Annotated in this window: 14 protein-coding genes and 7 tRNA genes; 10 read left to right on the forward strand and 11 right to left on the reverse strand. The window is 61.0% G+C overall.

Annotation, left to right across the window (positions count from 1 at the left end):
• Positions 1 to 34 precede the first annotated feature (34 nt).
• The 10 genes from VLL26_RS04140 to VLL26_RS04185 all read right to left on the reverse strand — a co-directional run bounded on the left by VLL26_RS04140 (position 35) and on the right by VLL26_RS04185 (position 8,927).
• A complete protein-coding gene (locus tag VLL26_RS04140; protein ID WP_342319854.1) occupies positions 35 to 502 on the reverse strand; it encodes a hypothetical protein in 468 nt (155 codons plus the stop codon).
• Positions 503 to 1,606, reverse strand: coding sequence for a glycosyltransferase family 4 protein (locus tag VLL26_RS04145; RefSeq protein WP_342319855.1), 1,104 nt, complete (start codon positions 1,604 to 1,606; stop codon positions 503 to 505).
• The gene (locus tag VLL26_RS04150; RefSeq protein WP_342319856.1) at positions 1,607 to 2,509 is read right to left on the reverse strand and encodes a phosphatidylinositol mannoside acyltransferase; all 903 of its coding nucleotides are present in this window, start codon (positions 2,507 to 2,509) and stop codon (positions 1,607 to 1,609) included.
• 1 nt (position 2,510) lies between these two features.
• Positions 2,511 to 3,155 carry a phosphatidylinositol phosphate synthase gene (pgsA, locus tag VLL26_RS04155; protein ID WP_342319857.1) on the reverse strand — a complete coding sequence of 215 codons (645 nt, stop codon included), beginning with the start codon at positions 3,153 to 3,155 and terminating at the stop codon, positions 2,511 to 2,513.
• Positions 3,148 to 3,732 carry an HIT family protein gene (locus VLL26_RS04160; protein WP_342319858.1) on the reverse strand — a complete coding sequence of 195 codons (585 nt, stop codon included), beginning with the start codon at positions 3,730 to 3,732 and terminating at the stop codon, positions 3,148 to 3,150. The genes pgsA and VLL26_RS04160 overlap by 8 nt, the downstream gene beginning before the upstream one ends.
• Positions 3,713 to 5,797, reverse strand: coding sequence for a threonine--tRNA ligase (gene thrS, locus VLL26_RS04165; protein WP_342319859.1), 2,085 nt, complete (start codon positions 5,795 to 5,797; stop codon positions 3,713 to 3,715). Before thrS ends, VLL26_RS04160 begins: the two co-directional genes overlap by 20 nt.
• 109 nt (positions 5,798 to 5,906) lie before the next feature.
• Positions 5,907 to 7,175, reverse strand: coding sequence for a Dyp-type peroxidase (locus VLL26_RS04170; RefSeq protein ID WP_342319860.1), 1,269 nt, complete (start codon positions 7,173 to 7,175; stop codon positions 5,907 to 5,909).
• Positions 7,176 to 7,216: 41 nt separating this feature from the next.
• Entirely contained in the window at positions 7,217 to 7,855 is a 639-nt protein-coding gene (locus VLL26_RS04175; protein ID WP_342319861.1) for a copper chaperone PCu(A)C, read from the reverse strand.
• A 74-nt stretch (positions 7,856 to 7,929) separates the two neighbouring features.
• Entirely contained in the window at positions 7,930 to 8,529 is a 600-nt protein-coding gene (locus VLL26_RS04180; protein WP_342319862.1) for a copper resistance CopC family protein, read from the reverse strand.
• Between the two features lie 326 nt (positions 8,530 to 8,855).
• Positions 8,856 to 8,927 (reverse strand) — tRNA-Val (locus VLL26_RS04185).
• A gap of 250 nt (positions 8,928 to 9,177) precedes the next feature.
• Between VLL26_RS04185 and VLL26_RS04190 the strand changes: the two genes are divergently transcribed.
• The 9 genes from VLL26_RS04190 (at position 9,178) to msrB (ending at position 12,215) form a co-directional block, all read left to right on the forward strand.
• Positions 9,178 to 9,253, forward strand: a tRNA-Gly gene (locus tag VLL26_RS04190).
• A 22-nt stretch (positions 9,254 to 9,275) separates the two neighbouring features.
• Positions 9,276 to 9,347: transfer RNA gene (locus VLL26_RS04195), tRNA-Val, on the forward strand.
• A gap of 36 nt (positions 9,348 to 9,383) precedes the next feature.
• A tRNA-Gly gene (locus tag VLL26_RS04200) sits at positions 9,384 to 9,459 on the forward strand.
• 48 nt (positions 9,460 to 9,507) lie between these two features.
• A tRNA-Cys gene (locus VLL26_RS04205) sits at positions 9,508 to 9,581 on the forward strand.
• 31 nt (positions 9,582 to 9,612) lie between these two features.
• Positions 9,613 to 9,684: transfer RNA gene (locus VLL26_RS04210), tRNA-Val, on the forward strand.
• A 37-nt stretch (positions 9,685 to 9,721) separates the two neighbouring features.
• Positions 9,722 to 9,797 (forward strand) — tRNA-Gly (locus VLL26_RS04215).
• Between the two features lie 64 nt (positions 9,798 to 9,861).
• The gene (locus VLL26_RS04220) at positions 9,862 to 10,524 is read left to right on the forward strand and encodes a dihydrofolate reductase family protein (RefSeq protein WP_342319863.1); all 663 of its coding nucleotides are present in this window, start codon (positions 9,862 to 9,864) and stop codon (positions 10,522 to 10,524) included.
• A gap of 31 nt (positions 10,525 to 10,555) precedes the next feature.
• Positions 10,556 to 11,905 carry a glycosyltransferase family 87 protein gene (locus VLL26_RS04225; protein ID WP_342319864.1) on the forward strand — a complete coding sequence of 450 codons (1,350 nt, stop codon included), beginning with the start codon at positions 10,556 to 10,558 and terminating at the stop codon, positions 11,903 to 11,905.
• Positions 11,796 to 12,215, forward strand: coding sequence for a peptide-methionine (R)-S-oxide reductase MsrB (msrB, locus tag VLL26_RS04230; protein ID WP_342319865.1), 420 nt, complete (start codon positions 11,796 to 11,798; stop codon positions 12,213 to 12,215). The genes VLL26_RS04225 and msrB overlap by 110 nt, the downstream gene beginning before the upstream one ends.
• Positions 12,216 to 12,255: 40 nt before the next feature.
• On the opposite strand, the gene hemQ is transcribed toward msrB, so the two are convergent.
• Positions 12,256 to 12,978, reverse strand: coding sequence for a hydrogen peroxide-dependent heme synthase (hemQ, locus tag VLL26_RS04235; RefSeq protein ID WP_342319866.1), 723 nt, complete (start codon positions 12,976 to 12,978; stop codon positions 12,256 to 12,258).
• 133 nt (positions 12,979 to 13,111) lie between these two features.
• On the opposite strand from hemQ, the gene VLL26_RS04240 reads away from it, so the two are divergent.
• A complete protein-coding gene (locus tag VLL26_RS04240; protein WP_342319867.1) occupies positions 13,112 to 13,756 on the forward strand; it encodes a DUF3000 domain-containing protein in 645 nt (214 codons plus the stop codon).
• Positions 13,757 to 13,758 lie beyond the last annotated feature (2 nt).

A 13,758-nucleotide genomic window follows, 5' to 3' on the forward strand; every position in this document is an offset into this window, starting at 1 on the left:
TGCGTCTGCCGTGCAACAATTGGCTACAGTCCCTTTATCCGAGGTCGTGCAGGGATGCGAACTGGGGCAAAGCGGCACTTCCCCCAAGCCGCAGCACCCTGATAAGCGGTTGAAGGCGAAGCGCTCGGGTGTCCGTGACGGCTTCGTTGTAGAAGCGCAGCGCCAACATCACCCGGGTGTCGGCCTCCGCAATAGCATGCGCCGCCCGGTTTTCAAGGTCGATCAGGTCTATTTGGCCGCGCAGAAGATCCTCGGCAGCCAAACGAGCCTCCATGTCGCGGGCGCGAAGCTGCACCGCCTCGGTGGCGTGGGCCTGGTCAGCCAACTGCGGCAAGTAAGCGGCGATGACTACACAGCGCCTGTCCAGCGCCGCCTGCAAGGCATCACGGCAGCGATCCACCCGAATGTGAAGCCGGTCCAGCCGCTGCGCGGTCAGCGCCGCCCAGGCCAATAAAGCACCCGCGACAGCCGCCACAACGACCCACACCCCAATTAGTTCCACCTACGCCACCGTGACCTTCTCATTGAGGGAGACTGTTTCGTAGACTGCCAGGATCCTTTCCGCTACGGTGGACCAGTCGTAATCACGGGCGCGGGCGGTGCCGCGCGCTGCAAAGGTGTCGCGGATCTGGGGGGCGTCGACAAGCGAGCGCAGCACCCCAGCAAGAGCCGTCGCGTCGCCGACGGGAAACATGATGCCTGACGGTTCCGACGTATCCGCCTGACACACAGCAGCGAAAGCCTCAAGGTCGCTAGCGACAACGACGCAACCCGCGGCCATCGCCTCTACAAGGATGATGCCAAAAGACTCCCCCATCGTGTTTGGCGCGACAAAAATGTCCGCGCTTCCCAAGATACGGGCCTTTTCCGTATCACTAACACGACCAACAAAGTCGACGCCTTGCACAGCAGGGTGCTCACCGCCACCAATGACCGTGACTCGCACTTCACGCCCAAGCTGCTCCAGCGCGGCAAGCAAAACCCGCAAACCCTTCCGGGGCTCATCGATCCTGCCCAAAAAGACAATGTGGGCAGGCCCGCCATCATCCACAAAAGCCTTCTCGCGGGCCGCCACGAAGCGGGCTGTGTCTACCCCGTTCGGGATCAAAACAGGATCCGAACCGACTTGCTCCACCTGCCAACGCCGCGCCATCTCACTGACAGCGATGCCCCCGCGGATCTTTTCCAAACCAAGTCGCAAAGTTGGCAGGGCTGCCCGCAGCGCCAACGACGACGACGCCGAAGCGTGGTAGGTCGCAACGATGGGGCCAGCAGCAAGCAACAGGGAGGCCAAAGAATAGCTCAACGCGTTCGGCTCGTGGATGTGTAAAACATCGAAATCTCCCTCTTGAATGAAACGTCTCGTAGTCGAGCGGACCTGCGGGCCGAAAGCTAAGCGCGCGACCGAGCCGTTATAGCGCAAGGCCACCGCCGGCCCACCCGGAGTAACCCACTGCGGCAAAGACTGCGCCGTCGCCCGAGAGGCGGGGCCCAACACACGTGCCTCGTGCCCCCGGCCACGCAACACATCGGCGAGCTCAAGTACGTGCGCCTGCACCCCACCGGGTTCATCAAAGGAGTACGGACAGACAATCCCTACGCGCATCTACGCTCGCCGCCTCGCCCGTTTTTCAATGTCTCCTGGCCACAGCGGCTGCAACATGTGCCAGTCCGTTGGGTGGGCGGCAATGTTTTCTTCGAACAACGACGCGACTTTTTGCGCTGCTTTCTCCAGCGATTCTTCCTGTACGGGACCCGAGATCGAAAAACCCCACCCTGGTTTGCGTGTGGTGCCGGTGAACCACGAGTGGGCGACGAGAAGGTCGGCTCCCGTGCGTTCGGCGAGACGAACGGGGCCGGCGGGGAAAGTGGTTTCCGCACCGAAAAACGTCACCGGCACCCCCCTGCGCGACATATCACGCTCCCCCAAAAGACACACGATACCTCCTAAGCGCAACACCTCCTCAAGGCGGCGCATCGGAGGTTGTTGACCACCAGTCAGCGGCAGCACCTCGAAACCCAGTGAGTGGCGGAAGTCAACGAAAGCGTCGAAAAGTGCCTCCGGCTTAAGACGCTCAGCGACCGTGGTAAAGCCTCCGTAGCGAGCACTCGCCCACAATCCGGCCATGTCCCAATTGCCCGAGTGCGGCAAAGTGAGGATCACCCCCCTGCCCTCATCGCGTGCTGCATCGATGTGCTGCGCCCCGCGCACACTTTGATGAAGCAGCGCAATCAGCTCCGGGTCGCGAGCAAGCCGCGGCAACTGGAAAGCCTCTTTCCAGTACCTTGCGTAGGAGCGCACCGCGTCGCGCACAAGCTCGCGGGTGACATTTTCGGGCCCGACCACGCGCGTTAGGTTGCGCCTGAGCATGTCCATGCCGCGACCGGAATCTGAAGCTACATCTGCCCCGACCCGAAACACGGGGGAAACCAGCCCGTCCGGCAATCTACCGAAAATTTTCCACCCGGCGAGATAGCCTAAGGCGGTGGCGTTTTCGCGCGTGAGCATCTTAATTGCGCTCCGCCCCAGCCGGCGGTGGAAGTGGCGCGTGGGCGCGCTCGTCCCGGGCCGCGAAGTGGAGGCGCTGCACCACGGTGAAGGCTGATCCCCAGGCCAGCAGCCACAACCCCACCTCGAGCGCCCAGGGCACGCCGAAGCCCTCAAGGGCGAGACTCACCAGGGAGATGATGAGGCGCTCGGGGCGTTCCACGAGGCCCCCGACGATTCTCAGTCCGCCGGCCTCACCACGGGCCTTGACATAGCTAGTTACCTGCGACAACACCAGCACGATAAGGGCAGCGGCCACCGTTGCCGGTGGAGCATGGTCAACATAAATCAGCCACATGGCGATCGCGCCGAATAAAGCGCCGTCAGTGATGCGGTCACAGGAGGCGTCGAGGGTTGCCCCGTAGGCGGTTCCCCCGCCGCTCAACCTCGCCATGGTGCCGTCGACCATGTCGAAAGCGGCGAAAAGAAGTGCAAGTGCTGCAGCGGCAACCAGGTGCCCCGCTGGAATGAGGATGACGCTGAACAGTACCGTCGCGGTGGTCCCAATGATGGTGACAAGGTTTGCTGTCAGTCCCGCGCGCAGAAAGGTACGAGCCACCGGCTCGACAACCACGGAGGCGGGCCTGCGCCCGTACACGCTAAGCATCGGTGCCGCCCTCGTCGGAATCCGCTACCTGAGCCCAACCTTCTGCAAGCAGCGCGCGGGTGTCGTGCAATAGCTGAGGAAGCACCTTGGTGCCGCCGACGACTGTGAGAAAATTGGCGTCCCCAGCCCACCGCGGAACCACATGCAGATGCAGGTGGTCGCCCACCGAACCACCGGAGGCCTTGCCCAGGTTCAGGCCCACATTGATTGCCTCGGGGTGCGAGACGTGTTTGAGGGTGCGTACCGCAAGCTGGGCAAAGTGCATAAGCTCCGCCGCTTCTTGCCGGGTGAGGTCTTCTAAATCTGCGACCTTGCGGTACGGCACGACCATGAGGTGGCCAGCGTTATAGGGGTACAGGTTGAGCAAGGCGTAGACGGATTTTCCCCTGGCAATAATCAGTGCGTCTTCATCGCTGTGTTTCGGCGCGTCGACAAAAGGTTCGTGGGAAGAACTGCTTGTCGACGCCCCCTTGGTGATGTAGCTAGCCCGGTACGGTGCCCACAGCCTAATGAGGCGGTCGGGATCACCCACGCCGAATTCGACATCCGCCTGCGCCTTATCCTCTAAGGGCTGCAAAGTTATCCTCGTTTGGCTGCTCGTTGCGTTTGTCTGCGATCCAGTTGCCAATTAGTTCAACGGCCTCGTCGACGGGTACCCCGTTGATCTGGGAGCCGTCGAGGAAGCGGAAGCTAACCGCGCCGGCTTCTACGTCGCGGCCTCCAACAAGCAGCATGAATGGGACCTTGCCCGTGGTGTGCGTGCGGATCTTCTTTTGCATGCGGTCGTCAGAATGGTCGACCTCGGCCCGGATCCCGCGGGTGCGTAGCTTGGCGACGACCTGCTCTAAATACTCACCGAAGTCCTCGGCGACTGGGATGCCCACGACCTGGTGCGGGGCCAGCCACGCGGGGAAGGCTCCCGCGTAATGTTCCAAGAGAACGCCGAAGAAGCGCTCGATTGAGCCGAACAAGGCGCGGTGGATCATCACGGGGCGCTTCTTCGAGCCGTCGGAGGAGGTGTACTCCAAGTCGAAGCGCTCCGGAAGGTTGAAGTCGAGCTGCACGGTAGACATTTGCCAGGTGCGTCCGATAGCGTCGCGGGCCTGTACGGAAATCTTCGGGCCGTAGAAGGCGGCGCCTGCTGGGTCTGGAACTAGCTCGAGGCCGGACTTTTCCGCCACGGACTGCAAGATATTTGTGGAGCGCTCCCAGATTTCGTCGTCGCCGATGTATTTCTCTGGGTCCTTGGTGGACAACTCCAGGTAGAAGTCGTCGAGGCCGTAGTCTTTGAGCAGGGAGATGATGAACTCCAGCACGCTGGTCAGCTCGTCTTCGAGCTGGTCTTCAGTGCAGTAGATGTGCGCGTCATCTTGTGTGAAACCGCGGGCGCGGGTAAGGCCGTGGACAACACCAGATTTCTCGTAGCGGTAGACGGTGCCGAATTCAAACAGACGCAAGGGCAGCTCACGGTAGGATCGCCCGCGGGAGTCGAAGATGAGGTTGTGCATCGGGCAGTTCATCGGCTTGACATAGTAGTCGACGGCCTGCTTGGTCACGTTGCCCTTGTCGTCGGTTTCGCCGTCGAGCTTCATTGGTGGGAACATGCCCTCGGCGTACCAGTCGAGGTGGCCAGACTTTTCAAAAAGCTCGCCCTTGGTCACGTGCGGAGTGTTGACAAAAGAGTAGCCGGCTTCGACGTGGCGCTGACGGGAATGTTCCTCCATTGTCATGCGCACTATGCCGCCGTCGGGGTGGAAAACGGGCAGCCCGGAGCCGACCTCGTCGGGGAAAGAAAACAGATCCATCTCGTTGCCGAGGCGTCGGTGGTCGCGCTTTTCAGCCTCCTCGAGCATGGTCATGTACTCGTCGAGTTTCTCCTTGGACTCCCAGGCGGTGCCGTAGATGCGCTGCAGCCCTGCGTTGTTTTGATCGCCGCGCCAGTAGGCCGCTGAGGAGCGAGTCAACGTAAACGCCGGGATGTATTTGGTGGTGGGCACGTGCGGGCCGCGGCACAAATCACTCCACTCAACCTCGCCAGTGCGGGGGTTGACGTTGTCGTAGTAGGTCAGTTCGCCTGCGCCGACTTCGGTGGCCTCGTCGGAGTTCGGGTCGACGTTTCCCTTGTCGTGAACCAGTTCGAGTTTGTAGGGTTCGTTTTTGAGTTTTTCTGCTGCTTCTTCTTGGGAGGCGTAGACTCCCCGCTCAAATTTCTGGCCCTGTTTAAGAATCTTCTTCATCCGACGCTCAATGGCTTTGAGGTCGTCTGGGGTGAAAGGTTCGGCGGCGTCGAAGTCGTAGTAAAAGCCGTCATTGATGGCGGGGCCAATGCCCAATTTGGTGCCGGGAAATTCAGCTTGGACCGCTTGTGCCAACACGTGGGCGCAGGAGTGGCGGATCACCGAGCGTCCCAGCTCGGATGATGCGGCGACGGGGGTGAAGGTGGCGTTGTGCTCCGGCACGTGGGAGAGGTCTTTTAGGTTGCCTTCTGGGTCTTGGACGACGACGACGGCGTCGGGGCCTTTGTTGGGCAGTCCCAGTTCGCGCATCGCCGCCCCGACAGCGGTGCCAGACGGGACCTCGAAAGGCCCGAAGGCGACAGCGGTCGGCTGCTTTGCTTCATCCGTGTTGGTTGCATCGGCCATGTAGTGCGCTCCTTTGCGCTCGTGAAGTGCGACATACCTGGCCGCACCTCTCATCTGTTGCATGTTTCGTGGCAATGCCCCTCCGGTCGCTGGGGGCAGACACAGCCGCCTAGTCTACCCCCGCGGTTGAGCTCAAAACAGTCTGGCCCCAGTAGCTATCGCCTTCGCTTCTCGACGCCCCGACCCGCGTGCCCGGTGGAATCCAGTACACGGCGGATCCGATGTGAGTGATCCACGCGTTGAGCCGGTCTGATTCATCGAGCCTTTGCAGCACAGGCGTAAATTGCACATCCGGGTCTTTTTGGAAGGCAATGAAGATCAGCCCCGCGTTGGACATCTGCCCAGAGCCCGGCTCGGGGGGCAGGTTGTAGTTGTAGGGTCGACGCTTGAAGCGCTGCTCCGGGTGGTCCGCAGGGGGACGGGAGCGAGCCATGTGCGAGTTTTTGTCGATGACGGGCAGGCCGTACTCGTCGGTGGCGTCCATGTCCGGCTCGTCGAACTCTCCTCCCCCGGTAAGGGGCGCACCGTCGCTAAGCGTGCGGCCCACCGAGGCCTCACGCGAATGCCTGTCGAGCAGCTCCCACGTGTCCAGGTTCATGTTGATGCGGCGCACCACCATGGACGTTGCCCCGGCGAAGCCCTCCGGTCCCGCAGCCCACACCTGTTCGTGGTACTCACTGTCGCTGTGAGGGTTGACCGTGCCATCGACCTGCCCAAAAAGATTGCGCGGGGTGTGCCCTTTAGGTACCGCCCCGAAGGCGTGGTTGAAGCCTTGCTGCACCCACGCGGTGTCAACATAGTCCATTCCGGCGCGAGTCATGTGCCGCATCGCCCACGCCCCCATGATGGGATCATCAGCACAGATCTGCAACACGAGATCGGTCTGTCCCCACTCTGGCGACAGTTGATCGCGGGTCATAGCTGGGATGTCGTGCAGCCACTGCGGCTTCTTCTTTGGGGCGGCAATGTCGAAGATGCGCTCGCCGAAGCCCACCGTGATGGTCAGATTGGCGGGCCACGCGTTCATTTCTGGTTCCAGCGAGCCTAAGGGCGTCAGGCCAGCGCATAAAGCGCGGGCGTCTTCGGTCCACACGCGCATGAGCCGTGCCACACCTTTGGCATCCACGGAGCTTTTCAGGTTGTAGCCGACCAGGTTGATCGTTGCCTGTGGCGCCGTGGCGATACCGGCTTGATTGGCGCCGTCGAAGGCCACGACCGCTTCCGTCAGCGGTTCACGGTCTTCGGCGGAGGCGGAGGCGGAGGCAGGGGTGGCGGAACGTGCTGTTTCCGCCTCCTTGGAGGGCGCGCAGCCTGCTATGCCGGTAGCAGCGACAGCAGTGGCAGAACCAGTCAGGAAGCGGCGCCGTGACACAGACATTGTTTCCCTTTCATGGAGGTGGAGCAGGTCGAGTCAGGCTCTTAGTGTCCTTCGTGTCCCTTGTTTTCCATGGTTGCTCCGTGCGGCATCTCATGGCCCATCATCTCACCGTGCGCGCCGTAGTCCTCGTGACCCGGGAGCATAGTGCGCACTGCAACGCCCGGAATGTCAATCTTGTCACCGGTGGAAGTCTCAAGAACCAGATCGACTGTTTCGCCTGCTGGGATTTCCTCGGCGTAGTCGAGGATCATCAGGTGGTCTCCGCCCGGTGCGAGATCGTGGGTAGCGCCGGCGGGCACCTTAAAACCACCCTCGATCGGGCGCATGACACCATCGACAGTCTCGTGCATCTCATAGCGGGCCGCGCCGAGAGAGGACGTAAAGCCGGTGACAATGATGTCCTTATCGGTGGTGTTGCGCAGGGTGCCGAAGATCGCGGTCATGCTCATCTCCGGATCGGTCTTGGCGCGCACGGCGCCATTTTCAAGCACAATATCGCCCTCGCCCTGGACGGCCTGCTCGGCTGCGGTGGTGGTCTGCGCCGCAGACTCGGTGACGGTCGTCGCAGACATTGCACTCGCGGTCGATTCGGCCGTTTCGGCTTTGTCTTCGCCCGAGCAGGCAGTTAAAGCCAATCCGGCTGCGGCGCAAAGTGCAACAAAAGCGGTACGAGAAATCATGGTTAATACTCCAATTCTTGCGCCCCCGCTGTCATAGGGTGAGGCGCCGAGTGTATGGGTGGAAGGCTGTGAATCTAGGCTTTGAGGTCCGCGTCGGCACTTTCGTCGCTACTGAAAGGGGCATTCGCGCGGCGTCGGCCAGCGGCGACCACAATCGCCGCTGCCGCAATTAACAGCGCCCCAGCACCTGCCACAATCCACGGCAGGTACGTGTCGCCGGTGCCAGCATCATGCTCAACAGCAGCTTGCGTTGAGGCCGGTTGCGCCTCGGAGTTTTCCTTTTCCGGTGCAAAGCGGAAAGAAGTCATGCCCTTCGTCGAGTGGCCATCGGAAGAAACGATCTGGAAACCGATGCGATAGTTGCCGGGCTGCGCGTCTATGCCGCTAGGCAGGTCGAGCACAAGCTCGCGGCCATCCAGATGCGGTTGCCCCGAAAAGATGACCTCGCCGGTGTCCGAGTTGGATAACGCGAGGGTGTTGAATCCCTCCTGCGGATACCCCGAGAAAGTCAGCCTCAAGGAGTTCGGGAACTCTGCAACCACCGCACCGTCTGCCGGGTCGGCGCCCACGACTGCGTCGTGGGCAACTGCGAGGTCAGCATTGAGGCCGACGGCGAGAACGCCGATGGCCGCACCCCATCTGACCGGGCCGCACAGCGATGGAACAAAGCTCATAGAAACTCTCCTCACAAAAAGTTCGAATGCAATAGGCATCCGATACATGAATAGTCGGTTAACAACTGGGTGAAGTTCCCCGCCGATTTGTGGCGTGGGCCACTGTCTGCGAAATCGCGTTGCGGTCAAGGGCTCACACGCCGCCACTTCGCGCCTTCTCCCGCGACGAGACTCACCCCCGAAAGAAGCAGGTGCTGGTGAGAATTCCCCAGCGGAGAAATCCGGCTCCCCCACGGTGCCCTAAGCGAACCGGAAAACAGCGCAAGCAACAGGAAACGGCCGTCCCTTTGCGGAAACAATTGAGCCAAGGGACAGCCGCCAGATTGTGGTCCTAGCTGGGATCGAACCAGCGACCTTTCCGGTGTGAACGGAACGCTCTTCCACTGAGCCATAGGACCGGTGCTGCCCAAAGACATTACACTGATGGCGGATATAGAACGAATCTGCAGGCAGGAGGGGCAACGGTCCCACAAAAGCGCCAAATGACACCGCTGTCATTCAGCGCCGGCGGGCGCGCGGCAAAGCGCAGAGTTGGAGCCCTACCTGACCTGTTGATTTGTCTTTCGACACGCTTAGAAGATAAGGTTTGTTTTCGCACAAAGCGAACGACGCTTGCCCACCAGGTAGGCAAAAGTACGTGAAAGCAATGCGGATGTAGCGCAGTTGGTAGCGCATCACCTTGCCAAGGTGAGGGTCGCGAGTTCGAGTCTCGTCATCCGCTCCAGGTCCCTCAGCGGAATCTGTCTGCGCGTTTAGCTCAGCGGGAGAGCGCTTCCCTGACACGGAAGAGGTCACTGGTTCAATCCCAGTATCGCGCACTGAGGCTACACGCCTCTTTAACCGAATAGTGCAATGCGGATGTAGCGCAGTTGGTAGCGCATCACCTTGCCAAGGTGAGGGTCGCGAGTTCGAGTCTCGTCATCCGCTCCAAGTACATTCCGGCCTTTTCGCCGGGTGGTACTTTAACGGTAGATCCATGGTGGATTGGTCGAGTGGTTAGGCAACGGTCTGCAAAACCGTGTACACGGGTTCGATTCCCGTATCCACCTCCAAGCCATCAGCTTCCAGGCCGATAGGCTTTTCGCGCGATTAGCTCAGCGGGAGAGCGCTTCCCTGACACGGAAGAGGTCACTGGTTCAATCCCAGTATCGCGCACTGAGGCTGCACTCCTCATGTAACCGAATAGTGCAATGCGGATGTAGCGCAGTTGGTAGCGCATCACCTTGCCAAGGTGAGGGTCGCGAGTTCGAGTCTCGTCATCCGCTCCACACGACCACCCCGAGGCCGTCTTCATTAGGGCCCGGGGTGTTTTCCTTTTCTACAATTGCGGTCATGGATATTTCACAGCTCATTGGTCCGACCCTTCCCGTCGGCGAAGCGGAGCTGCGCGCCATTGCCGCAACGACGATCTTCGGCTCTTTCGGCCGCGGCGGCACCTCAAGAGAACTCGGCAACGCTAATGATTCCGCTTTGCTTGAAGGTCTGCGGAATTGGGCTGATTGCGTTGTGGTTGGCGCTGAAACGGTACGTGCGGAGGATTACGGGCCTTCCTCCACGCCTTTGGCCGTGATCACCGCATCTTTGGATTTGGCTCCGGAAAGCTCGCTTTTCGACGCCACCGTCTACATCCTGTGCCCCGAAAGCACGTTGGTGGATTCCTCGCTCGCCTCTCAGCGCCACGCCCTAGAGGGCGTGGGCGCAAAGTTCCTTCACACTGGGGCTGGCTCGCCTCAAGAAATTATTAATGCGGTGCGCAGCGCCGGTTTTGCACGTATCTCTTGCGAAGGCGGGCCTCGGGTGTACGCCTCAATGCTGCAAGCCGATCTGGTAGATGTTTTGCACATCACAGTGGATCCGTCGATAAGCAGCGACGACGGCAAAGCCGGGCTTGATTTTCAAAACTCCAACGAGTTCCTCCACCGCTTTGATCTGGAATTGGCCAAGTGTGACGAGGACTCCATGCTTTATTGCCGCTACCGCAGGACACGCTCATAAGCCACACAACCCAGCCGGTACGGTTAGGAGCGTGAAAGCCAGCACAAGCACGAGCACCCTACACGATATGTGGATCTCCCCCGCCCCCGCGGCGAGTCCCGGGTGGCGCAGCGCCGCTGGGGCCGCGGCGTGGCCTTTGGCGCTGATCGCCATCTTTCACCGGCTCATCGTGCTGGCGTGGGCAGGCTCCGTCACGGACGATTTCACCACGGTCTGGTCAGCGACGCGCCGCTTTGTCGCAGGTGTCGACGTCTACAACGAGAACTACGCTTACGTTGACCCGCACTACCTCTACAGCCCCGGGGCCACCCTGGTGCTTTCACCCCTGGGCATGATCGCCGATCCTGCGGTGGCACGGCCCATCTTCGTCGCCGCCAACGCCCTCGCCATCGTCGGGGCACTGGCGTGGCTGGTGCGACTGTCTCACCTGCCGCTTCGCCACCCCATCTTCCCGGCGGCATTGGCGGCGGCTTTCTTCTCAGAAGCCGTGACCAACACGTTGGTGTTTTCCAATATCAACGGCATCCTGCTGCTGATTTTCGTTGCTTTTATCGCCTGGATGCTCAATGAGCGCCACTGGTCTGCCGGTGTAGCGCTGGGCCTCGCCATATTGATCAAACCGATGTTTGCCCCGCTGCTTATCCTTCCCCTGATGAGATTGCAGTGGCGCACGGCCGCGGCAGCGGTGGCTCTACCCGTGGTTGCGAACCTGGCGGCCTGGCCTCTGACCCCCGGGGTCGGCGACTACCTGGGCAAGCTTGTCCCCTACCTCGGCACGACCCGCGACTACGCAAACTCCTCTTTGGCCGGTTTCGCGGTCTACTTCGCGATGCCCCCGGCCCTGCATGGGTTCTTCTTCGTGGTTTTCGCTGCCGCAGTCGTGGTTGCGGTGCTCAGCTTGGCTCGGTTCAGGTGGAGTGATGAAATGATGTGGGCGTCGTTAAGCTCTGGTGTCCTGCTTGCCGGCGTGTGCCTTTTATCCTCCCTGGGTCAGGCCTACTATTCGCTTTTGCTCTTTCCCGCCATTTTCACCGTGCTTGGCCGCGCCAGCGCTATGCACGTACCCACCACGTGGCTCGGAGTTTTCCTGTGCCTGTCCCCGCTCGAGTGGACAAGCGTAAAATTTCCCCAAACGGGCGCTTGGCTCGGCACCTTCTTGCCCACTGCTGGCTGGGCGCTCTTTATCGTCTCTGTGGCTGCCTGGGCGACTACCATTGCCCTGTGCACCCGGGGACACACCAACAACACTGCGAAGAAAGAGAAGGATTCGAATGAACGAAAATTACAAGGAATGGACCGACGAGCAATGGCGGGCGAAGCTGAACCCGGAAGAATTCCGGGTTCTTCGGCAGGCGGGAACGCAACGCCCCGGCATAGGTGAATACACCGACACCACGACCGAAGGTATTTACCGTTGCCGCGCCTGTGGAAGCGAACTGTTCCGCTCCACCGAGAAGTTCAACGCGCACTGCGGCTGGCCCGCCTTCTTTAGCCCCCTAGCGGGAGATGCCATCATCGAGCGTGAGGACCGCTCGTTGGGCATGGTCCGCACCGAAGTGCTGTGCGCGAACTGCCACTCCCACCTCGGCCACGTCTTCGCCGGCGAAGGCTACGACACCCCAACTGACCTGCGTTATTGCATCAATTCGATCTCGCTTACACTCGAAGAAAAGCCGGTCGCAGACAACTAATCTGTCTGCGACCGGCCAAGACCTTACCAACGTGGGGCTGCTACGGCAGCAACTTGATGATCTCTCCGATGTTTTCCACGCGGCGGCCCGTCTGGAACGGAACTTCCTCGCGCACATGCAAACGGGCCTCGGTGTAGCGCATCTTGTGCATCAAGTCGACGATTCTACCGAGCTCAGGCGCCTCGAAAGCCAGCATCCACTCGTAGTCGCCGAGCGCGAAGGCGCTCACCGTGTTGGCGCGCACGTCCGGAAAGTCAACGGCACTTTGCCCGTGCTCGCGGAGGATCTCGGCGCGTTTTCCCGGATCCATGATGTACCACTCGTAGGAGCGCACGAACGGGTAGACCGTGATCCAATCCTGCGGCTTTTCACCCATGATGAACGATGGTAGGTGGCGTTTGTTGAACTCGGCAGGCCGGTGCACTCCGTTGCCAATCCAGCCCAGCTCAACGAGCTGCCCCAGGCTCGTCTCGCGGCGGAAATCAGCCAGGGCTTTTTGCAGCTGCTCAAAGTGTTCGGCGTGCCACCAAACCATGAAGTCGGATTCAGCGCGGGTGCCGGTGACGTCGTAAATGCCACGCACGACGACATCGCCGGCGGCCTCCAAGCCGGTGAAGAATTCTTTCGCCTCCGCACTGATTTGCTCACGCTCGGTTCCGAGAGCGCCCGGGAGGGCACGGAAAGTAACCCACTGTGTGTAGCGCTGCATGCGGTTGAGGGCAGCGTAGTCGAGATCGTTGCCCTGTTGCTTTTCATCGGCCATGAATCCAGCATCCTTTCTGGTCCGAGTGATTCGGAGTAAGTCCAACTAAAGTCGTAGACCAGTCTACCCACAGCGGCACCCGAACCGGCGCGCCTCCCCCTTTGCAGGCGGGTTCACCGCTACCTTTGTCGACGTGACCAATTCCGACACTTCCTCCCGCACTCCCGGCCTCGCGGCTGCCAGCGGTGATTTTTCCGAACCGGGCCAGCAAACCAGCACCCCGGCGGAGTTCACCGCGGCTGTTGAGTCGATGCACGCCGCGAAATTGCGTCCCGAGATCACCCTTGGGGAGATTCGCCCGCCGCAGCGCCCCGCACCGTTTAGCCACGCGGTCGGCTTGGAGGTCGACCGGAATACAAGCGCGCGGGTTCCCGTCGACTCCGAAGGCGACGCCTTCGGTCGCCTAATTCTTCTCCACTCCCCGGAATCCGAGGAAGCGTGGGAGGGTTCAATGCGCCTCGTGGCCTACATCCAGGCAGACATGGACGACGCGGTCGCGTCCGACCCGCTGCTTCCCGACGTCGCCTGGCAGTGGCTCAACGAGTCTTTGGCGCAGGCCGGCGCGGGCTTTACCAACCTTGGCGGCACGGTTACTTCGACTGCGTCTGTGCGCTTCGGTGAAATCGGGGGGCCGCCGCGCGCTTACCAGTTGGAAATGCGCGCTTCTTGGACAGCGCAAGGCATTGACCTTGCCCACCATGTCGAGGCGTTTGCCACGGTGCTCGCCCATGTTGCGGGGTTGCCTCCGGAGGACGTCTCCGAGCTGCACCCGCGATAGAT

The sequence above is a fragment of the Corynebacterium sp. BD556 genome (assembly GCF_038452275.1).
Classification (GTDB): domain Bacteria; phylum Actinomycetota; class Actinomycetes; order Mycobacteriales; family Mycobacteriaceae; genus Corynebacterium; species Corynebacterium mayonis.

What these genes read in the sequence shown, in the direction of transcription:
- VLL26_RS04145 (WP_342319855.1), bottom strand. Translation starts at nt 1,606, where the DNA reads ATGCGCGTAGGGATTGTCTGTCCGTACTCCTTTGATGAACCCGGTGGG.
- VLL26_RS04150 (WP_342319856.1), bottom strand. Translation starts at nt 2,509, where the DNA reads ATGCTCACGCGCGAAAACGCCACCGCCTTAGGCTATCTCGCCGGGTGG.
- pgsA (WP_342319857.1), bottom strand. Translation starts at nt 3,155, where the DNA reads ATGCTTAGCGTGTACGGGCGCAGGCCCGCCTCCGTGGTTGTCGAGCCG.
- thrS (WP_342319859.1), bottom strand. Translation starts at nt 5,797, where the DNA reads ATGGCCGATGCAACCAACACGGATGAAGCAAAGCAGCCGACCGCTGTC.
- VLL26_RS04170 (WP_342319860.1), bottom strand. Translation starts at nt 7,175, where the DNA reads ATGTCTGTGTCACGGCGCCGCTTCCTGACTGGTTCTGCCACTGCTGTC.
- VLL26_RS04175 (WP_342319861.1), bottom strand. Translation starts at nt 7,855, where the DNA reads ATGATTTCTCGTACCGCTTTTGTTGCACTTTGCGCCGCAGCCGGATTG.
- VLL26_RS04180 (WP_342319862.1), bottom strand. Translation starts at nt 8,529, where the DNA reads ATGAGCTTTGTTCCATCGCTGTGCGGCCCGGTCAGATGGGGTGCGGCC.
- VLL26_RS04220 (WP_342319863.1), top strand. Translation starts at nt 9,862, where the DNA reads ATGGATATTTCACAGCTCATTGGTCCGACCCTTCCCGTCGGCGAAGCG.
- msrB (WP_342319865.1), top strand. Translation starts at nt 11,796, where the DNA reads ATGAACGAAAATTACAAGGAATGGACCGACGAGCAATGGCGGGCGAAG.
- hemQ (WP_342319866.1), bottom strand. Translation starts at nt 12,978, where the DNA reads ATGGCCGATGAAAAGCAACAGGGCAACGATCTCGACTACGCTGCCCTC.